Genomic DNA, 25,737 nt, shown 5'->3' on the forward strand with positions numbered 1-25,737 from the left:
AGCGGTTGGTCGATGGCCCAGTAGTATCGCTTGGGTGTTACAAGTTTCTGACTCTGCGATGTTTTTTGCGTGACGATCAGTGTGGGCCTTATTTGGGACTGTGATCTTCTTTGATCAGCACCGTAGGCAATGTCTGTTTGATCAACTCATCATACTGTGCTGTCAGGTTCGAGGACGTGCGGGGTAGAGTGCCCATCACCTGCACCAGCAGGTCCGATCCCTCACAGACGATCATGTTGAAGGTCAATGCATCATCCTGTTCCACCGGCTCATAGGGCTTTCCCTGGCAGGCCGATATCCCGGAATAGCCCGTGGGCATGTCGTTCAAGATCAGGATGCGAGTATCTGTGCTGTCCCAGGGCAGGGTATCGCCGCCGCCACGAAAACGCAGGTTTGGGTCTTTTTGCGCTAACATATCCGAAACGGCTTGGGCGAGGGCCTGGTCGCTGCGCAAGGGCGCAGCAAAGGCATAAACAGGAACGCTGTTGCCCGCTTGTGCGACCGATTGCAGCGGGGCATAGCTGCCGGTCGTGCTGGCATAGATTACAACGGTTTTCGGAACGGTCTGGTCACAGGCCGCCAAAAACAACGCCACCAGCGTCAGGAAGGCGAGACGAGGGCGGGTAAATCGCATGATCGTTTTTCTTTCCTGAAATTCTGTATCACGTAAATTAAAGTAAGGGTCGCGTCGAAAGGATTTCAATACCTCCCTATTTGCGTAAGACTATACCAATGACAGATATGGATACCTTACTGACGATTTTGCCGGACTCGCTGGACGCTGATGCCTGGCGCAAATGCTGCCTTTTGGGCGTGGGGGAGATGGCGCAGGCGGATCGTCTGGCAATCGATGGCGGGATACCGGGATATGATTTAATGCGCGCGGCCGGGGGGGCGGTTATGCGCACTATCGTTGATCGATATGATCCCGGCACTGTCGCCGTCCTGTGTGGACCGGGAAATAATGGGGGGGATGGCTTTGTCGTTGCGTCCTTGCTGGCAGATCGCGGCTGGACGGTGCGCGTGGGGCTGTTGGGGGACAGGGACGCCCTGACAGGCGATGCAGCCCTGGCGGCAGCGGATTATGCCGGGCCCTGTCAAGCATTGGGCCCAGACATTCTGACGGATGCGACCCTGGTGGTTGATGCGGTATTTGGTGCTGGTCTTAATCGTGACATTGACGGTGTGGCAGCTGCTACACTGGCGGCGATTGGTGACGTGCCGGTCATTGCCATTGATATGCCCAGCGGCGTTTCCGGCGATAGCGGTGAAATACGATCCGGGGGATTGGCACAGGCAACGGCCACAATTTCATTCTTTCGGGGAAAGGCGGGGCATTGGCTGCTGCCCGGCCGCGTGGCCTGTGGAGACTTTGTGATCGCTGATATCGGTATTCCAGACACTGTTCTGGATAAGGTTGATCCGAAGCTGGCGCTCAATCATCCGTCCCTATGGGCCCGGGCGCTGCCGCGTGTATCGCCGACATCCCATAAATACAATCGTGGCCATGTTCTGGTCGCAGGTGGTGCAGAATTGCTGGGTGCTGCGTTTCTGGCAACCCGCGCGGCACAACGCGCCGGCGCCGGTATTGTCACGGTCGCAGCGCCCGTTCAGCAGGGGCCGCTGTATCGCCTTGCCCTGGAAAGTGCCGTCATTCGGTCCGTCAAGGATACCCGTGCCTTCATAGAAGTGCTGGAAGATCCGCGTATTGGATGTACCGTGATTGGGCCGGGCCTGGGGGTGATAGCCGCAGGGTCGCATGAAAAGGTTCTGGCTGTGTTAAGGGATGGTCGTCCCGCGATTATTGATGCGGATGCACTGGTTCTTTTCGAATCTTCACCTCAGACCTTGTTTGATGCGATTAGGGGTCCGGTACTGCTGACGCCTCATGAAGGGGAGTTCCGGCGATTGTTCCCAGACCTTGCTGATGTTCCCAACAAACTGGATCGGGCGCGGCGTGCGGCAGAACGGTCAGGGGCGACGGTTCTGCTAAAGGGCTATGACACGGTCATTGCGGACCCGGCAGGCTATGCCGTGATCAACGGAAATGCGCCCGCCAGTCTTGCAACAGCGGGGGCCGGGGATGTTCTGGCAGGCACTATTGCGGCATTTGTTGCCGGCGGCATGTCGGTCTTTGCCGCGGCCTGTGCTGGGACTTATGTCCATGCGGCTGCTGCTGCTGCCTTTGGGCCAGGACTGATTGCCAGCGATCTGCCCAGCCTGTTGCCAACTGCGATTGAAAAGATTCAATCGCAGACAGTCATTTAGTAACAATTGTCTCGAATTTAATTTAGTTACGTTTTGTAAAGGATTGACCTATATCATGTTTTTGATGAAAAACTATCCAGGGGCGTTTCGCTGAGACTTTTTCGGGTTTTCGGCGAGTTTTTTGAGAGGTTGGAACATGTTTTTTCGGAAAGCTGTTTCACAGGATCGTGTCGCGGTTGGGCGGTCCTTTTTTCGACGCCTGAACAACAGAGCCGTCGAAACTGCGGAAGTTTTGGGAATTGCCTCTGATGGCTTTGGAATTCCGCATGTGCGCTATGAACTGACCGTGGAACATACACAGTCCCACGCAGTGTATCCTGCTGGTACAAAGGTTCTTTCGCTTGCCACTTTCAATGAAACATACCCGCAAAGCGTCGCCTGAACGGACCAATTCCACAGAATAGTGCGACTTTACTGGAATTGACGCTTTGACGCGGGGTACCGCGTTTGCTATGACGCGCGCGCTTCGGCAACGGTCGGAGCGCGCGATCCGTTTTCGGAAAGAACGGTCCGAGCAGTGCGGGCGTGGCGAAATTGGTAGACGCGCCAGATTTAGGTTCTGGTAGGGCAACCTGTGGGGGTTCGAGTCCCTTCGCCCGCACCACCGACCCTAAAAGGTCAGGCGCTTGGATCATTTCGTCGGGTATGTATCGCGATTTCATAAACACAAATTGAGCCGGGGCCCAATCTCCCATGCAGGTAGTCGAAACAAAGAACGAAGGTCTGAGCCGCGAATTCACCATCACGGTCGCCGCGGATGAACTCGATCAAAAGGTCGAAACGAAGCTAATCGAGGTCGGGCAGACTGTAAAAATGCCAGGCTTTCGCCCGGGCAAAGTGCCCATGAAGATCTTGCGTCAGCGGTTCGGTCAATCCGTGCTGGGCGAGATTCTGGAAGGCACTGTTTCTGAAAGCAGCCAGGCTGTCTTGACGGAACGCTCGCTGAAACCAGCCATGCAGCCGAAGATCGAAATCTCAAGCTTCGATCCAGGGTCTGATCTGGTCTATACGATGGCTGTGGATGTTATGCCGGAAATTGAGCCGGTTGATTTCTCTACGCTTTCTCTGACGCGCTATAAGCCGGAGATCACGGACGAAGAAGTCAATAACGCCATGGATGAACTGGCGCGCAACAATCGTGCGACCCAGAAGATCGAAAAAGACCGCAAGACCCAGTCGGGCGATGTCGTGATCATGAATTTCAAGGGCTTTGTCGACGGCGAAGCATTTGAAGGCGGTGAAGCAACCGATTTCCGTCTGGAACTGGGCAGCGGTCAATTCATCCCGGGGTTTGAAGATCAGTTGATCGGTCAAAAGGCCGGTGAGGACCTGACGGTCAACGTATCTTTCCCTGAAGAGTATGGCGCGGCGAATCTGGCGGGCAAAGCCGCTGTGTTCGAATGCAAAATCAACGAAATCCACGAATATACCGATCGCGTTCTGGACGATGAATTCGCCAAGGAACTGGGTCTGGAATCACTGGATGATCTGCGCGGTCAGATGCGCAGCCGGATTGAAGGCGAATATGCGGAACTGGCCCGTGCCAAGACCAAGCGCGAATTGCTGGATATCCTGTTTGAAAAGCATGACTTTGAAGTGCCGGAAGGCATGGTGACAGGCGAATTTGACCAGATCTGGACGCAATTCACCAAGGCCAAGGAAGAAGGCAATATCGACGAGGAAGATAAGGAAAAGGACGAAGAGGTCCTGAAATCCGAATATCGCGATATCGCCAAACGGCGCGTGCTTCTGGGGCTGTTGTTGAGCCATGTCGGCGACATGGCCAAGGTCGAAGTCACCCAGGAAGAGCTGCAACAGGCGGTGTTCCGTCAGGCCCAGCGGTATCCGGGTCAGGAACGCGAAGTGTTCGAATACTTCACCAAATCGCCGGAAATGATGAACAGCCTGCGGGCGCCGATCTTTGAAGAAAAGACGGTGGATTACATTTTGGAACTGGCGACAGTGAAGGATGTGTCCCTGCCGGTCGATCAGTTGCTGGAGTCTGATGACGACAGCACGGATGGTGCAGAGGGTAAGAAAGCCAAGAAAACGGCAAAGAAATCTTCCGCGAAAAAGGCCGCCTCCAAGAAGGCCGCAGCGAAGAAATCTGCTGACTAAAACCTGCCGTTCAATGCGGTGAGTGCAGCGCCCCGGATGCCAGATACGCGTCCGGGGCGTTTGTTTCCGCATCGCCCGGTGCAGATTTCCATAGACGGGGGCTTTACATCCCGGCCTGAGCCATTAACTCTGAGGCTCGCAATCGTCACGGGGACGATGCGATGCCTCTGAATCCTGGTCACAGTCGGTGACCGTTGGATTTCACGAAAATAGCTTTAGGGAGCAGTGAGTATTACCATGCGCGATCCGGTCGATCTTTACATGAACACGCTGGTGCCGATGGTGGTTGAGCAGACCAACCGCGGTGAACGCGCCTATGACATTTATTCGCGCCTGTTGAAGGAGCGTATTATCTTTCTGACAGGGGGCATTGATGATCATGTCGCCAGCCTCCTGTGCGCTCAGTTGTTGTTCCTTGAGTCAGAAAGTCCCGCCAAGGACATTTCCTTCTATATCAATTCACCAGGCGGCGTCGTGACATCTGCGATGTCTGTCTATGATACCATGCAGTATATCCGCTGTGACGTTTCAACCGTATGTCTGGGACAGGCCTGTTCCGCAGGGTCGTTGTTGCTGACGGCCGGGCAGGCGGGCAAGCGTTTCTCGCTGCCATACAGCCGAATCATGGTGCACCAGCCATCCGGTGGTGCCCAGGGTCAGGCAACAGATATCGAAATTCAGGCGCGGGAAATCCTGCGCATGCGGGAAACCCTGAACGGAATCTACGTTCATCATACCGGTCGCAGTCTGAAAGAAATTGAAGCCGCAATGGACCGCGATAAGTTTATGAGCGCGGAAGAGGCAAAGAGCTTTGGCTTGATTGATGAAGTCGTCAATGAACGCCCTTTGCCGGAAGGTGATTCTGATAAGTAAGCCCGATTCTCCTCAGGGGGCCGATATTCGACCCTCTGAGGGATTTTCGCATGAATTTGGCTGATGAACAGGGATGCAGGCCGTTTATACCCTAGTATCAGGGTGTTAATAGGTGCTTTCATCATTGTGGTCACACGTTTGATCCGCCTGTGTATGACAGAATCGCGACACACCTAAGGGAATCCGTGATTTTCCGTTTGAGGGGGTGGGTCGCTAGGTCTACGATACGGTTTGGATACGAGGTCAGTGGGACGCATTGACGGTATGCATGACTGAAAAGATCGGCAAGATCGGTAAGGAACCGGAAAGACGATGAGCAAATCCAGCGGCAGCGACGGAAAGAATACGCTCTACTGCTCCTTTTGCGGTAAGAGCCAACACGAAGTGCGCAAGCTGATCGCCGGACCAACTGTGTTCATTTGCGACGAATGCGTCGAATTGTGCATGGATATTATCCGGGAAGATCACAAATCCAGCGTTTCGAAAACATCGGACGGGGTGCCTACACCTCAGGATATCCGTCAGGTTCTCGACGATTATGTGATTGGTCAGGATTACGCCAAGCGCGTCCTGTCGGTCGCGGTGCATAACCATTATAAACGTCTGGCCCATGGTCAGAAGCAGAATGATGTCGAACTGCAGAAATCAAATATTCTGCTGGTTGGCCCAACCGGGTGCGGTAAAACCCTGCTGGCCCAGACCCTGGCGCGCATTCTGGACGTGCCGTTCACCATGGCGGATGCAACGACGCTGACTGAAGCCGGCTATGTTGGGGAAGATGTCGAAAACATCATCCTGAAGCTGTTGCAATCTGCGGATTACAATGTCGAACGCGCCCAGCGCGGCATCGTGTATATCGATGAGGTCGACAAAATTTCCCGCAAATCTGACAATCCCTCGATCACGCGGGACGTGTCGGGCGAAGGTGTGCAGCAGGCCTTGCTGAAAATCATGGAAGGCACGGTGGCTTCTGTGCCGCCGCAAGGGGGGCGCAAGCATCCACAGCAGGAATTCCTGCAGGTTGATACGACCAATATCCTGTTCATCTGTGGCGGCGCCTTCTCTGGTCTGGAAAAGATTATTGCGTCGCGCGGTAAGGGCTCTTCCATTGGATTTGGCGCGGATGTTCGATCCGAAGATGACCGCAAGGTCGGCGTGATCCTGCGGGATGTCGAACCGGAAGATATGGTTAAGTTCGGCCTTATTCCGGAATTCGTTGGCCGTGTGCCGATGATCGCAACCCTGGAAGACCTGGACGAAGAGGCATTGGTCGACATTCTGACCAAGCCCCGCAATGCGCTGGTCAAACAGTATGCGAAACTGTTTGAAATGGAAGATGTCGGTCTGGAATTTACCGCTGATGCCTTGCTGGCAATTGCCAAACGGGCGATTGAGCGTAAGACCGGCGCGCGTGGTTTGCGCTCCATCATGGAAGCGATCCTATTGGATACGATGTATGACCTGCCCAGCCTGGAAGGGGTGGAGGAAATCGTGATCAATAAGGAAGTCGTCGAAGGTCGGGCAGAGCCGCTCTACATCTATTCTGATCGCAAGAATGAAGTCGAAAGCAATGCTTCTTAATTGAGGTTTGCTGATGCATTTGGACCGCGCCTGATGGACTTGTCCACAGCGCGGTTCTTTTGTTTTCATAATCCGTATTCAAATGAGCAAAACTGCGAAAAAATGCCGGAATTCCGTTATGCTTTGCTTGAAGTGTGGGGCAAACAGCCCCACTATTAGTAAGGCCCGGCTGGCGTGGGTCTTTGAGTTCAAGATGGCGCCTTCAGCCGTTTGGTCTCCGGGTAAGGACACGCACAATCTCTGTGATTTTGTCTCACACACCCGATTATAAAAACGCGCGGGATTTCATTCCCTGAATGACCCCGCGCCATGGAGAGAATGATTATGCAAGAACTCAAAACCGCCGTGGAATTGCCTGTCCTGCCATTGCGCGACATTGTGGTTTTCCCTCATATGATCGTGCCGCTGTTTGTGGGGCGCGATAAATCTGTGCGCGCCCTGGAAGATGTCATGCAGGATGACAAACAAATCCTGTTGGTCACCCAGAAGAATGCGGGCGAAGACGATCCCAAAGCGGATGATATCTATGATGTCGGAACGGTCGCGACTGTTCTGCAGCTTTTGAAATTGCCCGATGGCACCGTGAAGGTGCTGGTCGAAGGGGTGCAGCGCGCCCGGATCACACAATTCACCGCCACGGATGATTTCTTCCAGGTTCAGGCGGAAATGATTGATGATCCCGAAGAACCCGAAGCGGACCTGCAGGCCCTGAGCCGCGCCGTGGTTGGTCAGTTTGAACAATATATCAAACTGAACAAAAAAGTTCCGGCAGAGGTGATGATTTCGATCAATCAGATCGAAGAAGCATCCCGCTTGGCCGATACTGTCGCGCAGCACCTGACGCTGAAAATTTCTGACAAGCAGGATTTGCTGGAACTGGAAACGGTTTCGCTGCGCATGGAAAAAATCTTCGGCTTCATGGAAGGCGAGATCAGCGTTCTTCAGGTTGAAAAGCGCATCCGCAACCGCGTTAAGCGGCAAATGGAGAAGACCCAGCGCGAATATTATCTGAACGAACAGATGAAGGCGATCCAGAAGGAATTGGGTGAGGGCGAAGACGGCAAGGACGAACTGTCCGAACTGGAAGAGCAGATTGAAAAGACCCGCCTGTCCAAGGAAGCGAAAGAAAAGGCGCTGGGCGAGTTGAAGAAACTGCGCTCCATGAGCCCGATGTCTGCGGAAGCAACGGTGGTGCGGAACTATCTGGACTGGCTGTTGTCGATCCCGTGGAAGAAGCGGTCCAAGGTTAAAACCGATCTGCGCGAAGCGAAGGAAACGCTGGATACCGATCACTATGGCCTAGAGAAGGTTAAGGAACGGATTCTGGAATATCTTGCGGTTCAGGCGCGCCAGAAGAAACTTAAAGGCCCGATCCTGTGCCTCGTTGGCCCGCCGGGTGTGGGTAAAACGTCACTGGGTAAATCGATTGCGAAGTCGACGGGACGTTCCTTTGTGCGGATGAGCCTGGGCGGCGTGCGCGACGAGTCGGAAGTGCGCGGACACCGTCGGACCTATATCGGGTCAATGCCGGGCAAGGTTATCCAGGGCATGAAGAAGGCGAAAAAGTCCAACCCGCTTTTCCTGCTGGATGAAATTGACAAACTGGGCGCTGACTGGCGTGGGGATCCATCTTCGGCTCTGCTGGAGGTCTTGGATCCTGAACAGAACAGCACGTTCAACGATCATTATCTGGAAGTGGATTATGATCTGTCCGACGTCATGTTCGTGACGACCGCCAATACCTTGCGGATGCCCCAGCCTTTGATGGACCGCATGGAGATCATCCGCATTCCTGGTTATACCGAGGATGAAAAGGTTGAAATCGCCAAGCGCCATCTGATCAGCAAACAGCGCGGTGAAAACGGTCTGACCGAGAAAGAATGGTCGATCACAGACGAAGCGCTGCGGGATCTGATCCGCTATTACACGCGGGAGGCCGGCGTTCGAAGCCTGGAACGGGAAATTGCGAATTTGGCCCGTAAATCCATCAAGGAAATCATGATGGGTGAGCGTGATTCGGTTGCCATTGATGTGGACAATCTGGGCACCTATGCCGGAATTCGGAAATTCCGCTTTGGCGAGATTGAAGATGAAGACATGGTCGGTGTCGTCACTGGCCTGGCCTGGACCGAAGTCGGCGGTGAGTTGTTGTCGATCGAAGGGGTTCTTGTGCCTGGTAAGGGCCGCGTTACAAAGACCGGGAAACTGGGCGATGTGATGCAGGAGTCCATTCAGGCAGCTGAGAACCTGATCAAGAGCCGCGCTGTCTCTTTCGGGATCAAGCCAACCATCTTCAACAAGAACGATATCCATGTTCACGTTCCGGAAGGGGCGACTCCGAAAGATGGTCCTTCGGCCGGTGTCGCGATGGTCACAGCAATCGTTTCCATTCTGACCAGTGTTCCGGTGAAACGGGATGTGGCGATGACCGGAGAAATCACCCTGCGGGGTCGCGTTCTGCCTATCGGTGGTCTAAAAGAAAAACTGTTGGCCGCTTTGCGTGGGGGAATCAAGACGGTCCTGATTCCGAAAGATAATGAAAAGGATCTGGCCGACATTCCCGATAATGTCCTCAAAGGCATGACCATTATTCCGGTCAGCACGGTCGATGAGGTTCTAGGCCATGCCCTGGTTTCCTCTTTGGTGCCGATTGAATGGTCCGCCGAAGATCAGGAACGGGCGGATGCGCCGGTTTGGTCTCGCGAATCGGGGGACGACCGCGATGGAGCAATTGCCCACTAGAATGCCAGATTTTGGGGTGTTTCCCCTAATGTTCGGGTGAAAATGGTATAAAACAGGGCGTCGGTGCTACTACACCGACGCCCTGTATTTTATTTCGGTCTCCCGACACCGAATTTACAAACAAGATATCTAAAAATCCGCAGAAAACCGGGGGAAATTGAGTGTTTCGCGTTGACGGATATCCTCAATTACCCTTACACTTTGCCTCGTTCGGATAATCCTATCCAATTTTTAACATCCCGAAACATTAGGGGGGTTCCTGTGAATAAGAACGATCTCGTCGCTGCCGTTGCCGATTCAGCCGGCCTGTCCAAAGCCGATGCCGCTAAAGCGGTTGACGGTGTACTCGAAGCCATTACCGGTCAGCTGAAAGCTGGTGGTGATGTGCGTATCGTAGGATTTGGTACATTTGCTGTTAGCAAGCGTGCAGCGTCTAAAGGCCGCAATCCTCAGACCGGTGCGGAAATCAACATTCCGGCATCCAATCAGCCGAAATTCAAGGCTGGTAAAGGTTTGAAGGACGCCGTCAACTAAGACCGCGAATCGAAGCAGGCAACTGTTTCAACGAATTAAAACCAACCGCTCTCATAAATTTTGAGGGCGGTTGATTTTTTTTGAAAGCAAGGTTTGATCCTTCGCCAAAGGCACGCTATAGACCCCCTCACACATGGGCGGTTAGCTCAGCTGGCAGAGCATCTCGTTTACACCGAGAGGGTCGGCGGTTCGATCCCGTCACCGCCCACCATGTGACCTTTTCCAACTGTTGACCCTGTGATAGCTCTTACCTGTTTTTATCAAATGGGGAGGACGCAGCATGACTGCAGTAAACCTAAATCAAAAATTAGCAATGTTTTCAGAACATTGGTCCCCAAAGATTGTGGCTGCTTTTAACGGTCACGATGTCATGGTGGTTAAGGTAATGGGGGAGTTTGTGTGGCATTCTCACCCGGATACGGATGATTTTTTCTATGTTCTACAAGGGCGCGTTGTTATCCAAATGAAGGCCGGAGATGTGATCCTGGAGGCTGGAGATTTATATGTCGTGCCAAAAGGTGTTGAGCACCGACCAGTGGCGGAAGTGGAATCACATCTGCTGTTGATTGAACCTCAGGGGGTACCCAATACCGGTGACGCGGGAACCGCGGCAAAAAAAGAAAAGCTATAAACGCCCGATTTTCGCACTCCCCCGCTTTTTCTTGCAAAAAATATGTCATGCGCGTCGTTGGTTGCTTGACAGGGGGGAGGTGGTGCAATATCACCCGTCTCGCTGAGGACGGATCGTTGCTCAGCCACCCATGCGGGGGTGTAGCTCAGTTGGTTAGAGTGCCGGCCTGTCACGCCGGAGGTCGCGGGTTCGAGCCCCGTCACTCCCGCCATTTTCTTAAATAATTTCAAATGTTTTGCGGAACTCCATCAGGGGTTCCGTATTTATATGCTGCGGCGCGTCAATTCGTCATGTTTGGAGACTTTTAAGTCCCACCAACAGCTACTATAGTAAACCATCGTCAGGGGTTGGGATGGCACGCGAAGCCTTGACCGGACCGGTCCGGCGTGCGAAATGGCGTTGCGTTAGAAGGGCGTGTTCAGTCTTCCCTGGTTTAAAGGGTGATCAGCTGAACCGTTTTGGGACATGGGGATTGTGGGGCGTTATTCAAGCTGCCTCGTATCCCCCTTTAACCGGTGCGGAGACCGCGATGGAAGAGCTGCTGAGCCAATACTTCCCAATCTTGGTTTTCCTTGGGATCGCGATGGGCATTGCGATACTCATGGTGGGTGGCAGCATGATTGCCGCGAAACAGCATCCCGACTCCGAAAAATTATCGGCCTATGAATGCGGCTTTGAGGCGTTTGACGACGCGCGGTCGCGGTTCGATGTCCGGTTCTACCTGGTCACATTGCTTTTTATCATTTTTGATCTGGAAGTTGCATTCCTCTTTCCCTGGGCTGTCGCCTTAGGGGATATCGGATTGTTCGGTTTCTGGTCGATGGTGGTCTTTCTGGGCGTGTTGACTGTTGGTTTTATCTACGAATGGCGCAAAGGGGCACTGGAATGGGAGTAACCACCGGTCAACGAGAAACCGTGCTGCCGCCTGGCCCCGGTCAGGATCTGGCGCTGGATGCGGTTACCGACGCACTGCAGGACAAGGGCTTTGTCGTCGCTAACCTGGACAAGCTGGTCAACTGGGCGCGTACAGGGTCGCTGTGGCCGATGACCTTCGGTCTGGCCTGTTGCGCTGTAGAAATGATGCATGCCTATATGCCGCGCTATGACCTGGACCGGTTTGGTGTCGTTCCGCGGGGCAGTCCCCGTCAGTCAGATGTCATGATCGTTGCCGGAACGCTGACCAATAAAATGGCACCGGCGCTGCGCAAGGTTTATGACCAGATGGCAGAGCCACGTTGGGTGATTTCCATGGGGTCTTGTGCGAATGGCGGTGGCTATTATCACTATAGCTATTCTGTCGTGCGGGGCTGTGACCGAATCGTCCCGGTCGATATCTATGTGCCTGGATGCCCACCCACCGCTGAAGCTTTGGTCTATGGTGTGCTGCAATTGCAAAAGAAAATTCGGCGTACTGGAACGATCCTGCGATAAGCGGTGTCGGGATGGCATGTCAGTCCGTTTTGATATGATGTTAGGGTGATCATGAGCGCGACACGCGAAGCCTTGAGAGACCTTGGGGCGTATATCGAGTCCAAATTCGGTGAGCAGATGCACAGCCAAACCCTGATCAATGGGGAACTGGTAGTGACAATCTCGTGCCAGAATTTACTGAAACTGTGTAAGTTTCTGCGCGATGATTCGCATTGCCTGTTCAGCCAGTTGGTCGACATTTGCGGTGTTGATTTTCCAGAGCGCGAAAAGCGGTTTGAAGTCGTCTATAACCTGTTGAGCATGAAGCATAATATCCGCTGTCGCGTGAAGGTTATCGCCGATGCGGATACGACGGTACCGTCCGTTGTGTCGATCTGGCCGGCGGCAGATTGGTACGAGCGTGAAGTCTGGGACATGTATGGTGTGTTCTTTGGCGATCACCCGGACCTGCGCCGCATTCTGACGGATTATGGTTTTGATGGGCACCCTCAGCGTCGTGATTTCCCGCTGACCGGTTTTGTTGAATTGCGGTATGACGAAGAACAGCGCCGGGTCGTCTATGAACCCGTCAAACTGACACAGGAATTCCGTAGCTTCGACTTTATGAGCCCGTGGGAGGGGATGACCCCGAAACTGCCGGGTGATGAGAAAGCCGAAGAGCAGGCGGAAGGGGATAAGGCATGAGCCTCACCGAGCCGTTCGATAGAAGTCTTGCAAGCAAGGCCCTGGGTGGGACCGATCAGGATCCGACCATCAAAACTCTGACGATGAATTTCGGCCCCCAGCATCCTGCGGCCCACGGCGTGTTGCGCATGGTGATGGAGATGGATGGAGAGGTGATCGAGCGCCTGGATCCGCATATCGGCCTGTTGCATCGTGGCACGGAAAAGCTGATCGAGTATAAAACCTATCTTCAGGCGATACCGTATTTTGATCGGTTGGACTATGTGGCCCCGATGGCACAGGAGCATGCCTTCTGTCTGGCGACAGAGCGTCTGTTGGGTCTGGAAGTGCCCTTGCGTGGCCAATATATGCGCGTCTTGTTTGACGAGATCAGCCGGATTTTGAACCATCTGCTGAACGTGCCCGCCTATGCCCTGGATGTCGGGGCCATGACGCCGATGTTGTGGGCGTTTGAAGAGCGCGAAAAGCTGATGGAGTTTTATGAAGGCGTTTGCGGTGCGCGGATGCACGCTGCCTTCTATCGTGTCGGCGGCGTTCACCAGGATATGCCGCCCCTGATGGCGGAGAAGATTTCCGAATGGGTCGATGGTTTTCCGAAATTCATCGACGATCTGGAAAACATGCTGACGGAAAATCGTATCTTTAAACAGCGGTCCGTCGATATCGGGATTATTTCGCCAGAAGACGCCATGGCCTGGGGCCTGACCGGGCCGGTATTGCGGGCGTCCGGTGTTGCCTGGGACTTGCGCAAGTCGCAACCTTACGAGGTCTATGACCGCTTGGATTTTGATATCCCAACCGGCAAGACCGGTGATTGCTATAGCCGGTATCTGGTTCGGGTTGAGGAAATGCGGCAATCCCTGTCGATTATTAAACAATGTCTGCGGGATATGCCCAGCGGGTCCGTCTTAACGGAAAACACGAAGGTTGCCCCACCACGACGGGGTGATATGAAGCGGTCGATGGAAGCATTGATCCATCACTTCAAACTGTATACCGAAGGCTTCCACGTGCCGGAGGGGGAAACCTATACAGCCGTCGAAGCACCCAAAGGGGAGTTTGGCGTCTATCTGGTCTCCGATGGGACGAACAAGCCGTATCGCTGTAAAATCCGGGCACCGGGCTTTGCGCATCTGCAGGTAATGGATCACGTCTGTAAGGGACATATGCTGGCCGATTCGGTGGCCGTGCTGGGCTCTTTCGATGTCGTGTTTGGAGAGATCGACCGTTAATCACGGTTTGTCCTGTAAGGGTAGGTTAGACGATGAGTGCTGAGAGCTTTGAATTCACCGGCGACTTCCTGAAGGAAGCCCAGCGGAATATTGCGAAATATCCGCAAGGGCGTCAGCAGTCTGCCGTGCTCGCCTTGTTGTTCCTGGCGCAGGAGCAACGCCACGATCAGGGCCACTATTGCGACGAAGCGGTTATGCGCACAATCTCTGAAATGCTGGATATGCCCTATATCCGTGTGATGGAGGTTGCCAGTTTCTTCACCCAGATCAATCTGGAACCGGTTGGCGAATTTCACATTCAACTGTGCGGAACAACGCCCTGCATGTTGCGTGGTGCAGAAGACATCAAGTCCGCGATTGAAACGAAGCTTGGCATTCATGCGGGACAGACCACGCAGGATAAGAAATTCACCCTGACAGAGGTTGAATGCCTGGGGGCCTGCTGTAATGCGCCGATGGTTCAGATCAATGATGACTATTTCGAAGATCTGACGCCTGAGATCATGACGGGCCTGATTGATAAATTGGCTAAGGGGGAGGCGGTGACGCCCGGTCCTCAGAATGGACGCTCCGGCTCTGAGCCAGAGGGTGGCCCACAAACCCTGCAAACCGGCCCTGCGCCGCAGATCAGAAGCTAAGGGGGCCGACAGATGCCAGATTGGTCGCCACTTCAAGACGAAGACCGGATTTTCAAGAATCTTTACGGATATCATTCGTGGAACTTGGAATCGGCGAAAAAGCGCGGTGCCTGGGACAATACCAAGGCGTTGATTGACCTTGGTCGTGACAAGATTGTTGAGATCGTGAAGGCATCCGGCCTGCGCGGGCGCGGTGGGGCAGGGTTCCCGACCGGCCTTAAATGGTCATTCATGCCCAAGGCCACGTCGGACAAACCGTCCTATCTGGTCGTGAATGCTGATGAATCAGAGCCCGGCACCTGTAAGGACCGGGAGATCATGCGCAATGATCCCCATACCTTTATCGAAGGCTGCCTGCTGGCTTCCATCGCGATGGGCGCGCATCATTGCTATGTCTATATTCGCGGCGAATATCGCTATGAATATAACATTCTGGAAAAGGCCGTCGCCGAAGCCTATGAGGCTGGTCTGGTCGGCCCGAAGGCCTGTGGTAGCGATTATCCGTTTGATATCTATATCCATCATGGCGCCGGCGCTTATATCTGTGGTGAAGAAACCGCGCTGTTGGAAAGCCTGGAAGGCAAGAAGGGCCAACCGCGCCTGAAGCCGCCTTTCCCGGCCATGGCGGGCCTGTATGGTTGCCCAACCACAGTGAATAACGTGGAGAGCATCGCTGTTGCGCCGGCCATCCTGCGCCGTGGGGCCGAATGGTTCCTGGGCTTTGGTCGCGAAAACAATGCTGGTACCAAGCTGTTCTGTGTGTCCGGCCATGTAGAGAAGCCCTGCAACGTTGAAGAAGCCATGTCGATCCCGCTGAAAGAACTGCTGGAACGGCATTGCGGCGGCGTGCGCGGCGGCTGGGATAATCTGAAAGCAGTGATCCCGGGTGGATCCTCCGTGCCGCTGCTGCCCAAGGATATCTGTGACACGGTGCTGATGGATTTCGATGCGCTGAAGGAACAAAAATCCGGTCTGGGCACGGCGGCTGTGATCGTGATGGATCAATCCACTGATGTCATCAAGGCGATCGCCCGATTGAGCTATTTCTATAAGCATGAAAGCTGTGGCCAATGCACACCGTGCCGCGAAGGCACAGGCTGGATGTGGCGCGTGATGGAACGCCTGGTTAAGGGGCAGGCAGAGATCGAAGAGATCGACACCCTGCTGGAAGTCACCAAACAGGTGGAAGGTCACACGATCTGCGCGCTTGGCGATGCCGCCGCCTGGCCGATCCAGGGGCTGGTCCGCCATTTCCGCGACGAAATCGAAGATCGCATCAAAAACCGTATCCGCGTCGCTGTTGGCGCGGTCGCGGCTGAATAAGGATAGGGCGCTCGATATGGCGACGATAACGATCAAGATTAACGGGCAAGAGCAAGAGGTCGAGCAGGGCATGACCGTGTTGCAGGCCTGTGAGCAGGCCGGCGTTGAAGTGCCGCGCTTTTGCTATCATGAGCGTCTGTCGGTCGCGGGCAACTGCCGTATGTGCCTTGTCGAGGTGAAGCCGGGCCCGCCGAAACCTGCTGCCTCCTGTGCGCTGCCGGTGGCCCCCAATCAGGAAATCCTCACCGAATCTGAAATGGTGGTGAAGGCCCGCAAGGGCGTGATGGAATTCTTGCTGATCAATCATCCGCTGGATTGCCCGATTTGTGACCAGGGCGGCGAATGTGACCTGCAGGATCAGGCCATGGCCTTTGGCCGCGACGGGTCTCGCTATACCGAGAATAAGCGCGCGGTGAAGGACAAGTATATGGGCCCGCTGATCAATACGATCATGACCCGGTGTATTCATTGCACGCGCTGTGTGCGTTTTGTCGCGGAAGTTGCTGGTGCAGAAGAAATCGGCCTGTTGAATCGCGGTGAGAATGCAGAGATTTCCAGCCTGGAGCAGGCTGTCGACAGCGAATTATCCGCCAATGTCATTGATTTGTGCCCGGTCGGTGCCCTGACGTCGAAACCTTATCAATACAATGCACGTCCCTGGGAATTGAAAAAGACCGAAAGCGTGGATGTGATGGATGCCGTTGGCTCCAACATCCGCGTCGATGCGCGGGGCAATGAGGTGCTGCGGGTCCTGCCACGTCTGAACGAAGACGTGAACGAGGAATGGATTTCCGACAAAACGCGCTATGCCTGTGACGGGCTGCGGCGTCAGCGTCTGGACAAGCCCTATATCCGGGGCATGGATGGCAAGCTGAAACCGGCAAGCTGGCAGGATGCCATGGCTGCGGTGGCAAAGGCGGCTAATGGTTTGAAGGGCGAGCAGATGGCTGCCCTGACGGGGGATCAGGCCTGTGTGGAAAGCGTCTATTCTCTGAAGATGCTGATGGAGATGCTGGGATCCCCCAATCTGGATTGCCGTCAGGATGGGGCCAAGCTAGACGCAGGCGTGCGTGCTGGTTACATTTTTAACACCACCATTGCCGGGATTGAACAGGCTGATGCGCTGTTGATCGTGGGGGCCAATATTCGGTGGGAAGCCCCGATTATTAATGCCCGCATTCGCAAGCGGTGGCTGACCGGTGCAATGCAGGTTGCGACCATAGGCGAACAGATCAAAACAACCTATGACAGCGACTATCTGGGGGCTGGCCCTGAGACTTTGAGCGAAGTCGCCGATGGCAGTCATCCTTTTGCAGAAATTTTGAAATCTGCTGAGAACCCGATGATCATCGTGGGGCAGGGGGCGCTTGCGCGTAAAGATGGCGCTGCAGTTCTGGCCGCAGCAAAGAAAATTGCCGATATGTGCGGCATGATTAAAGAAGACTGGAACGGCTTTAACGTTCTGCACACAGCGGCCAGCCGCGTTGGGGCGCTGGATGTCGGATTTGTCCCTGGCGACAAGGGGGCTGATCGTGACGGCATTCTGGCTGGTGCGGTAACGGGCGCGATTAAGCTGGTCTATCTGTTGGGAACCGATGAAATGGACCTGGCCCCGTTGAAAGACAGTGGTGCCTTTGTCGTCTATCACGGTCACCACGGAGATAAGGGTGCGCATGTCGCCGATGTGATCTTCCCGGGCGCGGCCTATACGGAAAAGAATGCGACCTATGTGAACACGGAAGGGCGCGTTCAACTGGCCCGCCGGGCGACCTTCCCACCAGGCGAAGCAAAGGACGACTGGGCGATTATAAGGGCCCTGTCCGAAACAGTGGGTAAACCTTTACCCTGGATCAGTTTTGACGAATTGCGCATGGCGATGCGCGGGGCCCATCCGCATCTGGCGCGCATTGATGATGCGGAAGCTGCAAGCTGGGCTGATTTTGGCACGCCCGGCGCAATGGACGCGGCCGCATTCACCACGCCGATTGAGAATTTTTATATGACCGACCCGATTTCGCGGGCGTCGGAGACGATGGCGGAATGCACACAGACATTTGTGCTGGACCGCAACGGGAAGGGGACCGGGACCCATGGCTGACCTGTTTGACGGCATTTGGTGGTCTGGCTATGTCTGGCCGACGCTGATCACGGTTCTTCTGATCCTGTGCATCATGATTCCGGTTATGCTGTCGGTTGCCTATCTGACGCTGGCAGAGCGTAAGGTCATCGGCTGGATGCAATTGCGCAAGGGCCCGAATGTGGTGGGACCCTTTGGCCTGTTACAGCCCATCGCCGATGCGTTAAAGCTGCTGATGAAGGAAACCATCATCCCGGCAGGTGCCAATCCGGTCCTGTTCCTGATTGCACCGATGCTGACCTTTGTACTGGCACTAATCGCCTGGGCGGTTATACCGTTTGATGACGGTATGGTGCTGGCCGATATCAATGTCGGGGTTCTGTATCTCTTCGCGATTTCATCGCTGGGCGTTTATGGCATCATCATCGCGGGCTGGGCGTCGAACTCCAAATACGCATTCCTAGGCGCATTGCGCTCTGCGGCGCAGATGGTGTCTTACGAAGTATCCATCGGATTTGTGATCGTGACGGTGCTGATCTGCGTCGGGTCGCTGAACCTCAGTGACATTGTGCGGTCCCAGGCCGGGGGTGGTTTCTGGAACTGGTACTTCCTGCCCCTGCTGCCGATGTTTGTGGTCTTCATCATTTCGGCACTGGCGGAAACGAACCGCGCGCCGTTTGATTTGCCAGAAGCGGAAGCAGAGCTGGTTTCAGGCTATAACGTCGAATATTCGGCGATGGCCTTTGCTCTGTTCTTTCTGGGCGAATATGCCAACATGATTTTGATGAGCGCGATGACCGTGGTTCTATTCCTGGGGGGCTGGTTGCCGCCGGTGGATGCGCAGCCCTTCACCTGGGTGCCTGGACCGATTTGGTTTGCCATAAAGGTTGCCTTCGTTTTGTTCATCTTCCTGTGGGTACGCGCGACATTTCCGCGCTATCGATATGACCAATTGATGCGTCTGGGCTGGAAGGTATTCTTGCCCCTGTCGCTGTTCTGGGTCATTGCAACCGCCGGGTTCCTGGTCGCGTTTGACCTGTTACCCCAAGGCATGAATTAAAGGAAAGGAGAGACGCTGGATGGCAAGCCTCGACAGAACTGCCCGATCTTTCCTGCTGGCTGAATTGCTCAGCGGTATGGCGCTGACTCTCAAGATGATGTTCAGCCCCAAACACACGATCAATTATCCTTATGAAAAGGGGCCCTTGAGCCCCCGTTTCCGGGGTGAACATGCCCTGCGCCGCTATCCCAATGGGGAAGAGCGCTGCATCGCGTGCAAACTGTGCGAGGCCGTATGCCCCGCCCAGGCGATCACGATTGAGGCCGAACCGCGCGCCGATGGATCGCGCCGGACGACTCGCTATGACATTGACATGACCAAATGTATCTATTGCGGCTATTGCCAGGAGGCGTGCCCGGTGGATGCAATCGTTGAAGGACCGAACTACGAATTTGCGACCGAAACCCGCGAAGAACTGTTCTATAACAAGGATAAGCTCCTTGCGAATGGGGACCGTTGGGAATCGGAGATCGCTGCTAACCTTGAATTGGACGCGCCGTACCGCTAAACCGCTTGCGGGTCTGCGTACCGATTGATTGAAACCGAGGGGGGAACCAATGGCATTCGCCGGGTTCATGTTTTACATATTTGCCGCGATCTGCGTGGCGTGTGCCGTGATGGTGATAACATCGCGCAACCCCGTGCATTCGGTCCTGTTCCTGATCCTGGCTTTCTTCAATGCGGCGGGATTGTTCGTGCTGATCGGGGCTGAGTTTCTGGCGATGATCCTTGTCGTCGTTTATGTCGGCGCGGTCGCGGTCCTGTTCCTGTTCGTCGTGATGATGCTGGACGTCAATTTCGTCGAATTGCGACGCGGCGTTAAGAACTATGTCTATCTGGGTGCAACATTGGGCGGCATCCTGTTCCTGGAACTGGCGCTGGTAGCGACATCCTGGACCTTGGGCCCGCAAATGTCTGAAATTACCCTGGGGCCTGTCGTTGGCGCGGTCAGCAATACACGCAGCATCGGCCAGATTATCTATACCGACTACATCTATCTGTTTCAGGGGGCCAGCCTGATCCTGTTGGTCGCGATGATGGGGGCGATTGTATTGACCTTGCGTCAGCGCGCCGGTGTCAAAAAGCAGGTTATCGCCGATCAGGTGTCACGCTCTTCCAAGGATGAGCTGATCGTGGTCAAGGTCGACTCTGGCAGCGGCATATAGCGGGGAACGACGGATATGGAAATCGGACTTTCACATTATCTCGCTGTTGCGGCCGTGCTGTTCACATTGGGGCTGTTTGGCATCTTTTTGAACCGCCGGAACGTGATTGTGATCTTGATGTCGGTCGAATTGATGCTGTTGGCCGTGAATATCAATCTGGTCGCTTTCTCGGCCTTCTTGCAGGACCTGACGGGTCAGATCTTTGCCATGTTCGTCTTGACCGTGGCGGCGGCAGAGGCCGCAATCGGCCTTGCCATCCTGGTCGTCTTCTATCGTAACCGCGCGTCTATCGCGGTTGACGATGTCAGCAACATGAAGGGTTAGGGGCGGTACTCCCATGGAATCACTCATCGTATTTCTGCCGCTGATCGGGGCATTGGTTGCTGGCTTTGCCGGGCGCGCCATTGGCGGGCATAAGGGGGATGTGTTCGCACAGATCGTCTCTTCCGGCCTGTTGGTGCTGTCGGCCATTCTGGCCTGGATCGTCTTTATCAAGGTTGGCATTCTGGCGGAAGATCCGACCGACAAGGCCTATACGGTTGAATTGCTGCGCTGGGTGACGGTCGGGAATTTTTCTTTTGATTGGGCGCTGCGCATCGATACGCTGACGGGCGTCATGCTGGTGGTGATCACCACGGTGTCGTCCCTGGTGCATATCTATTCCATCGGATACATGCACCATGATCCCAGCATTCCCCGGTTCCAGGCTTATCTGAGCCTGTTTACCTTTATGATGCTGATGCTGGTGACGGCCGATAACCTGGTTCAGATGTTCTTTGGCTGGGAAGGCGTCGGTCTGGCGTCGTATCTGTTGATTGGGTTCTGGTACAAGAAGCCTTCTGCCAATGCGGCGGCGATTAAGGCATTTGTCGTCAACCGCGTCGGGGATTTCGGGTTTGCGCTGGGCATATTCGGTGTGTTCATTCTGACCGGATCGCTGTCTTTTGACAGTGTTTTCAATGCGATCCCAGGCATTGTTGGAGATGGTGGTACAGCGACCAGCTTCAATTTCCTGTGGTTCACGCTGACCGGACAGGAAGCCGTGACGGCGGTCTGTCTGCTGTTGTTCATGGGCGCGATGGGGAAATCGGCGCAATTGGGGCTGCATACATGGCTGCCCGATGCGATGGAGGGGCCAACGCCCGTTTCCGCGCTGATCCACGCCGCGACCATGGTGACGGCTGGCGTCTTCATGGTGTGCCGTCTGTCGCCGATTTTTGAATATTCGGAAACCGCCCTGATGGTCGTGACCTTTGTCGGGGCTTCGACGGCATTCTTTGCCGCGACAATCGGGCTGACGCAAAACGATATCAAGCGGGTGATTGCCTATTCCACCTGCTCTCAGCTTGGCTATATGTTCTTTGCCGCCGGGGTATCGGCTTATCCCGCAGCGATGTTCCATCTGTTCACGCATGCCTTCTTCAAGGCCTTGTTGTTCTTGGGCGCAGGCGCGGTGATTCATGCCGTCTCCGACGAGCAGGATATGCGCAAGATGGGTGGTCTTGCCCCCTATATCAAAAAGACCATGCTGATGATGTGGATTGGCTCCCTGGCGCTGACGGGGATTGGTATTCCGGGCACATCCATCGGCTTTGCAGGCTTTTTCTCCAAGGACGCTATACTTGAAAGCGCCTATGCGGCGGAGACAGGGATCGGCCGTTATGCCTTCTGGTTGGGCATTGCTGCAGCCATAATGACAGCCTTCTATTCCTGGCGCCTGTTGTGGATGACGTTCCATACCCCGGCGCGCGGTGATGAGAAGGTCATGGCCCATGTTCATGAATCGCCCAATGTCATGCTGGTGCCACTGTATGTATTGGCGATTGGTGCCGTCTTTGCAGGCATTGTCTTCGCACCGTATTTCACGGGTCATCATTTCCAGGAATTCTGGGGGGATTCGATCCTGATCCTTGAGAGCCATCAGGCGCTGGAAAATGCCCACCATGTGCCGATCTGGGTAAAAGTGGCACCCTTGGTGGTCGGGCTTATCGGGATCTTTGGGGCGATTTGGGTCTATCGCGGCGGTTTGGAGCGCGGCAAGTCCATCGGCCGCTTCTGGGGTCCGTTCTACCAATTCTCGTTTAACAAATGGTACTTTGATGAATTGTATGACTTCCTCTTCGTCCGGCCATGCTTTGCCCTTGGGCGGCTGTTCTGGAAACGGGGGGATGGCGACGTCATCGATGGCCTGGGCCCGGATGGCGTGGCAAAGAGCACGTCAATCCTCGCCGGGCGGATCAGCCTGCTGCAAAGCGGTTATCTGTACCACTACGCATTCGCCATGTTGATCGGTGTTGTTGTGCTGATCAGCTTCTATTTGTTGGCTCACTAAGGCCGTCGGGAAGGGACCGAACCTCAAAATGTCGGAAGCCTCGTTTCCTCTTCTCAGTTTGACGACATTCGCTCCTTTGGTTGGGGCGCTGTTCGTCATGATCATCCGTGGCACGCCAGAAGAAGTGGCACGCAATGCCCGATGGGTTGCGTTTGTCGCTTCGGTGACAACCTTTCTGTTGTCCTTGCTGGTGCTGGCTAATTTTGACGGGTCCTCCGCTGATTTCCAACTGGTTGAATATCAGCCCTGGCTGGAATCGGTTGGGATTGGCTATAAGATGGGCGTGGACGGGATTTCGATCTGGTTCGTGTTGCTGTCGACCCTGTTGTCGCCGCTGTGTATCCTGGCAAGCTGGCGCTCCATCAAAGTGCGCGTGCGTGAATACATGATCGCCTTCCTGGTACTGGAAACCATGATGGTTGGCATGTTCTGCGCCCTGGACATGCTGGTATTCTACATCTTCTTCGAAGGTGTTCTGTTGCCGATGTTCCTGATCATCGGTGTCTGGGGCGGCGGGCGTCGGATTTATGCGGCGTTCAAGTTCTTCCTGTATACGCTGCTGGGATCTATCCTGATGCTGGTCGCAATCATCGCCATGTATTACGGCGCGGGGGGAACGACCGATATTCCCACATTGATGACGACACAGTTCCCGCGTGACCTGCAGATGATCCTCTGGCTGGCCTTCTTCGCAAGTTTCGCTGTGAAAGTGCCGATGTGGCCGGTTCATACCTGGTTGCCAGATGCCCATGTTGAAGCACCAACGGCGGGGTCTGTTATTCTGGCCGGCGTGTTGTTGAAGATGGGGGGCTATGGTTTCCTGAGATTCTCCATCCCAATGTTGCCGTTGGCGTCCGAAGCCTATGCGCCACTGGTTTTCACGCTGTCTTGCATCGCGGTTGTTTACACCTCTTTGGTGGCCCTGGTGCAGGAGGATATGAAGAAGCTGATCGCCTATTCCTCCATCGCACATATGGGCTTTGTGACGGCGGCGATATTCTCCATGAATGAAACAGCGATTGCGGGGTCGATCATTCAGATGTTGAGCCATGGTCTGGTCTCTGGCGCGCTGTTCCTGTGCGTGGGCGTGGTCTATGACCGGCTGCACACCCGCGAGATTTCCCGCTATGGCGGGCTGGCGACCAATATGCCGCGCTATGCCCTGGTGTTCATGCTGTTCACTATGGCCTCAGTCGGCCTGCCGGGTACCAGCGGTTTTGTTGGGGAATTCCTGATCCTGTATGGGGCGTTTGAACACAACACCTATGTCGCGGCCTTCCTGGCGACGGGGATGATCCTGGGGGCAGCCTATATGCTGTATCTGTATCGCCGGGTCGTCTTTGGGGCGCTGACAAAGGATGATGTCAAAGGCATGTTGGATATGAGCCCGCGAGAGATCGCGATCTTTGTTCCGCTGATCATTCTGACCCTGTGGATGGGGATATACCCATCGACCTTCCTGGATCCGATTGAGGTGTCAGTGACGAATTTGGTGGAAAATTATGATGCGGCACTGGCCGCGGCCCAATCGGGTGCCGCGCTGGTTACCGGTAACCAATAGAAAGAGGGGGGAGACCTAGTATGTTCGAAACCTCCGCATTCGCACCGGCCCTACCGGAAATCGCATTGGCCGCCAGCGTGATGGCGCTGATGATGGTTGGCGTCTTTTCTGATGCCAAGAAAGCCCTGGGCCGTGTTTCCTTTCTGGCGATCCTGGTGTTGCTGGGCACGGCCGTATTGGTGGTCATAACCGGGACAGACAATCGTGTCGGCTTTGGCGGATTGTTCATTGTCGACAGTTTCGCCGTCTATATGAAACTTCTTGTGCTGATCGCGGCCCTTTGTGGTCTGGTGATGAGCGATCGCTATATCCGGCGCGAAGGCATGGCCCGGTTTGAATATCCGATCCTGCTGTGTTTTGCGACTTTGGGCATGCTGATGATGGTTTCAGCAAATGACCTGATGTCGCTGTATATCGGCCTGGAATTGCAAAGCCTGTCGCTGTATGTCGTCGCCGCGTTTCAGCGTGACCAGTTGCGCTCGACAGAGGCCGGTTTGAAGTATTTCGTGCTGGGCGCCTTAAGTTCCGGCCTGTTGCTGTATGGCTGTTCGCTTATCTATGGCTTTGCCGGAACCACTAGTTTCACCGCATTGGCGCAGGAAATGGCCAATATGGATGCCGCGCCGACGGGCCTGATTGTTGGTCTTGTCTTCCTGTCGGCCGGGTTGGCGTTCAAGATTTCCGCCGTCCCTTTCCATATGTGGACGCCAGACGTTTATGAAGGCGCCCCGACATCTGTGACCGCCTTTTTTGCGGTTGCCCCCAAGATCGCGGCGATGGCGCTTATTCTGCGTGTCATGCTGGGCCCGTTCGGGGACCTGATCGCGGAATGGCAGCAGATCATCTGGATGATTTCCGTCGCCTCCATGATCCTTGGGGCCTTTGCCGCCATTGCACAGACCAATATCAAGCGTCTGATGGCCTATTCCTCCATCGGCCATGTCGGCTATGCCCTGATGGGCTTGGCGGCGGGGACCGAGGCCGGGGCCGGGGCTGTCATGATGTATATGGCAATCTATCTGGCGATGAATGTCGGAACCTTCGCCATTATCCTGTCCATGAAGGTCAAGGACAGGATGGTTGAAAACATCTCTGATCTGGCTGGTCTGTCAAAGACACGACCGGGCATGGCGCTTGCGCTGATGATCTTCATGTTCTCCATGGCGGGCATTCCGCCACTGGCAGGGTTCTTTGGGAAGTTCTTTGTCTTCAGTGCGGCAATTGATGCGGGATTGATCTATCTGGCGGTCATCGGAGCCGTTACCAGTGTTGTCAGCGCCTTCTATTACCTGCGCATCATCAAGGTCATGTATTTTGACGAAGCGGATGAAACGCTGGATGCGATGGAAGGGCGTGCGATGAAGGGAATATTGCTGGTATCGTCGCTGGCGATCCTGGTCTTTATCCTGTTGCCTCAGACTCTGGCGGACTACGCAGCTTACGCGGCGACGTCCTTGTTCGCTGGTTGATCCAGCGCCCGTGCCAC

23 protein-coding genes and 3 tRNA genes are annotated in these 25,737 nt (G+C 54.8%); 25 read left to right on the forward strand and 1 reads right to left on the reverse strand.

Going from position 1 to position 25,737, the window contains the following annotated elements:
- Positions 1 to 88: 88 nt before the first annotated feature.
- Positions 89 to 634, reverse strand: a complete 546-nt coding sequence (locus ACOSDR_RS12835) for a hypothetical protein (RefSeq protein ID WP_420731532.1) — start codon at positions 632 to 634, stop codon at positions 89 to 91.
- Between the two features lie 98 nt (positions 635 to 732).
- Here ACOSDR_RS12835 and ACOSDR_RS12840 point away from each other — a divergent pair, with 98 nt between their 5' ends.
- The 25 genes from ACOSDR_RS12840 to nuoN all read left to right on the forward strand — a co-directional run bounded on the left by ACOSDR_RS12840 (position 733) and on the right by nuoN (position 25,720).
- The gene (locus ACOSDR_RS12840) at positions 733 to 2,268 is read left to right on the forward strand and encodes an NAD(P)H-hydrate dehydratase (protein WP_420731533.1); all 1,536 of its coding nucleotides are present in this window, start codon (positions 733 to 735) and stop codon (positions 2,266 to 2,268) included.
- 136 nt (positions 2,269 to 2,404) lie between these two features.
- Complete coding sequence (locus ACOSDR_RS12845) at positions 2,405 to 2,650, forward strand: hypothetical protein (RefSeq protein ID WP_420731534.1); 246 nt, start codon at positions 2,405 to 2,407, stop codon at positions 2,648 to 2,650.
- Between the two features lie 137 nt (positions 2,651 to 2,787).
- Positions 2,788 to 2,872, forward strand: a tRNA-Leu gene (locus tag ACOSDR_RS12850).
- 89 nt (positions 2,873 to 2,961) lie between these two features.
- Positions 2,962 to 4,386, forward strand: a complete 1,425-nt coding sequence (tig, locus tag ACOSDR_RS12855) for a trigger factor (RefSeq protein WP_420731535.1) — start codon at positions 2,962 to 2,964, stop codon at positions 4,384 to 4,386.
- A 231-nt stretch (positions 4,387 to 4,617) separates the two neighbouring features.
- Positions 4,618 to 5,259, forward strand: coding sequence for an ATP-dependent Clp endopeptidase proteolytic subunit ClpP (clpP, locus tag ACOSDR_RS12860; RefSeq protein ID WP_420724110.1), 642 nt, complete (start codon positions 4,618 to 4,620; stop codon positions 5,257 to 5,259).
- 312 nt (positions 5,260 to 5,571) lie between these two features.
- Positions 5,572 to 6,840: an ATP-dependent Clp protease ATP-binding subunit ClpX gene (clpX, locus tag ACOSDR_RS12865; protein ID WP_420723861.1), complete on the forward strand. Its 1,269-nt coding sequence runs from the start codon at positions 5,572 to 5,574 to the stop codon at positions 6,838 to 6,840.
- A gap of 324 nt (positions 6,841 to 7,164) precedes the next feature.
- Entirely contained in the window at positions 7,165 to 9,582 is a 2,418-nt protein-coding gene (gene lon / locus ACOSDR_RS12870; protein WP_420723862.1) for an endopeptidase La, read from the forward strand.
- A 261-nt stretch (positions 9,583 to 9,843) separates the two neighbouring features.
- Positions 9,844 to 10,116: an HU family DNA-binding protein gene (locus tag ACOSDR_RS12875; RefSeq protein WP_420723863.1), complete on the forward strand. Its 273-nt coding sequence runs from the start codon at positions 9,844 to 9,846 to the stop codon at positions 10,114 to 10,116.
- Positions 10,117 to 10,251: 135 nt separating this feature from the next.
- Positions 10,252 to 10,327 (forward strand) — tRNA-Val (locus ACOSDR_RS12880).
- A gap of 69 nt (positions 10,328 to 10,396) precedes the next feature.
- A complete protein-coding gene (locus tag ACOSDR_RS12885) occupies positions 10,397 to 10,747 on the forward strand; it encodes a cupin domain-containing protein (RefSeq protein ID WP_420731536.1) in 351 nt (116 codons plus the stop codon).
- Positions 10,748 to 10,881: 134 nt separating this feature from the next.
- A tRNA-Asp gene (locus ACOSDR_RS12890) sits at positions 10,882 to 10,958 on the forward strand.
- 318 nt (positions 10,959 to 11,276) lie between these two features.
- Positions 11,277 to 11,642, forward strand: coding sequence for an NADH-quinone oxidoreductase subunit A (locus ACOSDR_RS12895; RefSeq protein WP_420723865.1), 366 nt, complete (start codon positions 11,277 to 11,279; stop codon positions 11,640 to 11,642).
- Positions 11,633 to 12,178, forward strand: coding sequence for a NuoB/complex I 20 kDa subunit family protein (locus tag ACOSDR_RS12900; protein ID WP_420723866.1), 546 nt, complete (start codon positions 11,633 to 11,635; stop codon positions 12,176 to 12,178). Before ACOSDR_RS12895 ends, ACOSDR_RS12900 begins: the two co-directional genes overlap by 10 nt.
- Before the next feature lie 51 nt (positions 12,179 to 12,229).
- Positions 12,230 to 12,862, forward strand: a complete 633-nt coding sequence (locus tag ACOSDR_RS12905; protein WP_420723867.1) for an NADH-quinone oxidoreductase subunit C — start codon at positions 12,230 to 12,232, stop codon at positions 12,860 to 12,862.
- Between the two features lie 83 nt (positions 12,863 to 12,945).
- Positions 12,946 to 14,094, forward strand: a complete 1,149-nt coding sequence (locus ACOSDR_RS12910) for an NADH-quinone oxidoreductase subunit D (protein ID WP_420731651.1) — start codon at positions 12,946 to 12,948, stop codon at positions 14,092 to 14,094.
- 32 nt (positions 14,095 to 14,126) lie between these two features.
- Entirely contained in the window at positions 14,127 to 14,732 is a 606-nt protein-coding gene (nuoE, locus tag ACOSDR_RS12915) for an NADH-quinone oxidoreductase subunit NuoE (RefSeq protein WP_420723868.1), read from the forward strand.
- A gap of 12 nt (positions 14,733 to 14,744) precedes the next feature.
- Positions 14,745 to 16,055, forward strand: a complete 1,311-nt coding sequence (gene nuoF / locus ACOSDR_RS12920) for an NADH-quinone oxidoreductase subunit NuoF (protein ID WP_420731537.1) — start codon at positions 14,745 to 14,747, stop codon at positions 16,053 to 16,055.
- Between the two features lie 16 nt (positions 16,056 to 16,071).
- Complete coding sequence (gene nuoG, locus ACOSDR_RS12925) at positions 16,072 to 18,153, forward strand: NADH-quinone oxidoreductase subunit NuoG (protein ID WP_420731538.1); 2,082 nt, start codon at positions 16,072 to 16,074, stop codon at positions 18,151 to 18,153.
- The gene (gene nuoH / locus ACOSDR_RS12930) at positions 18,146 to 19,192 is read left to right on the forward strand and encodes an NADH-quinone oxidoreductase subunit NuoH (RefSeq protein WP_420723872.1); all 1,047 of its coding nucleotides are present in this window, start codon (positions 18,146 to 18,148) and stop codon (positions 19,190 to 19,192) included. Before nuoG ends, nuoH begins: the two co-directional genes overlap by 8 nt.
- A 19-nt stretch (positions 19,193 to 19,211) precedes the next feature.
- On the forward strand, positions 19,212 to 19,700 hold the full coding sequence (gene nuoI / locus ACOSDR_RS12935; RefSeq protein ID WP_420723873.1) for an NADH-quinone oxidoreductase subunit NuoI: 489 nt from the start codon (positions 19,212 to 19,214) through the stop codon (positions 19,698 to 19,700).
- A 49-nt stretch (positions 19,701 to 19,749) separates the two neighbouring features.
- Positions 19,750 to 20,358: an NADH-quinone oxidoreductase subunit J gene (locus ACOSDR_RS12940; RefSeq protein ID WP_420723874.1), complete on the forward strand. Its 609-nt coding sequence runs from the start codon at positions 19,750 to 19,752 to the stop codon at positions 20,356 to 20,358.
- 15 nt (positions 20,359 to 20,373) lie between these two features.
- Entirely contained in the window at positions 20,374 to 20,682 is a 309-nt protein-coding gene (gene nuoK / locus ACOSDR_RS12945; RefSeq protein ID WP_420723875.1) for an NADH-quinone oxidoreductase subunit NuoK, read from the forward strand.
- Between the two features lie 13 nt (positions 20,683 to 20,695).
- Complete coding sequence (nuoL, locus tag ACOSDR_RS12950) at positions 20,696 to 22,690, forward strand: NADH-quinone oxidoreductase subunit L (RefSeq protein ID WP_420731539.1); 1,995 nt, start codon at positions 20,696 to 20,698, stop codon at positions 22,688 to 22,690.
- A 28-nt stretch (positions 22,691 to 22,718) separates the two neighbouring features.
- On the forward strand, positions 22,719 to 24,251 hold the full coding sequence (locus tag ACOSDR_RS12955) for an NADH-quinone oxidoreductase subunit M (RefSeq protein WP_420723877.1): 1,533 nt from the start codon (positions 22,719 to 22,721) through the stop codon (positions 24,249 to 24,251).
- A 20-nt stretch (positions 24,252 to 24,271) separates the two neighbouring features.
- Positions 24,272 to 25,720 (forward strand): NADH-quinone oxidoreductase subunit NuoN, encoded by a 1,449-nt coding sequence (gene nuoN / locus ACOSDR_RS12960; RefSeq protein ID WP_420723878.1) that lies wholly within the window; start codon positions 24,272 to 24,274, stop codon positions 25,718 to 25,720.
- The last annotated feature ends 17 nt before the right edge of the window (positions 25,721 to 25,737 follow it).

The sequence above is a fragment of the Hwanghaeella sp. 1Z406 genome, from assembly GCF_048892425.1.
In the GTDB taxonomy this organism is placed as follows: domain Bacteria; phylum Pseudomonadota; class Alphaproteobacteria; order UBA8366; family Aestuariispiraceae; genus Pacificispira.

Coding starts and splice junctions, on each gene's coding strand:
- ACOSDR_RS12835 (WP_420731532.1), bottom strand. CDS start 634: ATGCGATTTACCCGCCCTCGTCTCGCCTTCCTGACGCTGGTGGCGTTG.
- ACOSDR_RS12840 (WP_420731533.1), top strand. CDS start 733: ATGACAGATATGGATACCTTACTGACGATTTTGCCGGACTCGCTGGAC.
- ACOSDR_RS12845 (WP_420731534.1), top strand. CDS start 2,405: ATGTTTTTTCGGAAAGCTGTTTCACAGGATCGTGTCGCGGTTGGGCGG.
- tig (WP_420731535.1), top strand. CDS start 2,962: ATGCAGGTAGTCGAAACAAAGAACGAAGGTCTGAGCCGCGAATTCACC.
- clpX (WP_420723861.1), top strand. CDS start 5,572: ATGAGCAAATCCAGCGGCAGCGACGGAAAGAATACGCTCTACTGCTCC.
- lon (WP_420723862.1), top strand. CDS start 7,165: ATGCAAGAACTCAAAACCGCCGTGGAATTGCCTGTCCTGCCATTGCGC.
- ACOSDR_RS12885 (WP_420731536.1), top strand. CDS start 10,397: ATGACTGCAGTAAACCTAAATCAAAAATTAGCAATGTTTTCAGAACAT.
- ACOSDR_RS12895 (WP_420723865.1), top strand. CDS start 11,277: ATGGAAGAGCTGCTGAGCCAATACTTCCCAATCTTGGTTTTCCTTGGG.
- ACOSDR_RS12900 (WP_420723866.1), top strand. CDS start 11,633: ATGGGAGTAACCACCGGTCAACGAGAAACCGTGCTGCCGCCTGGCCCC.
- ACOSDR_RS12905 (WP_420723867.1), top strand. CDS start 12,230: ATGAGCGCGACACGCGAAGCCTTGAGAGACCTTGGGGCGTATATCGAG.
- ACOSDR_RS12910 (WP_420731651.1), top strand. CDS start 12,946: ATGAATTTCGGCCCCCAGCATCCTGCGGCCCACGGCGTGTTGCGCATG.
- nuoE (WP_420723868.1), top strand. CDS start 14,127: ATGAGTGCTGAGAGCTTTGAATTCACCGGCGACTTCCTGAAGGAAGCC.
- nuoF (WP_420731537.1), top strand. CDS start 14,745: ATGCCAGATTGGTCGCCACTTCAAGACGAAGACCGGATTTTCAAGAAT.
- nuoG (WP_420731538.1), top strand. CDS start 16,072: ATGGCGACGATAACGATCAAGATTAACGGGCAAGAGCAAGAGGTCGAG.
- nuoH (WP_420723872.1), top strand. CDS start 18,146: ATGGCTGACCTGTTTGACGGCATTTGGTGGTCTGGCTATGTCTGGCCG.
- nuoI (WP_420723873.1), top strand. CDS start 19,212: ATGGCAAGCCTCGACAGAACTGCCCGATCTTTCCTGCTGGCTGAATTG.
- ACOSDR_RS12940 (WP_420723874.1), top strand. CDS start 19,750: ATGGCATTCGCCGGGTTCATGTTTTACATATTTGCCGCGATCTGCGTG.
- nuoK (WP_420723875.1), top strand. CDS start 20,374: ATGGAAATCGGACTTTCACATTATCTCGCTGTTGCGGCCGTGCTGTTC.
- nuoL (WP_420731539.1), top strand. CDS start 20,696: ATGGAATCACTCATCGTATTTCTGCCGCTGATCGGGGCATTGGTTGCT.
- ACOSDR_RS12955 (WP_420723877.1), top strand. CDS start 22,719: ATGTCGGAAGCCTCGTTTCCTCTTCTCAGTTTGACGACATTCGCTCCT.
- nuoN (WP_420723878.1), top strand. CDS start 24,272: ATGTTCGAAACCTCCGCATTCGCACCGGCCCTACCGGAAATCGCATTG.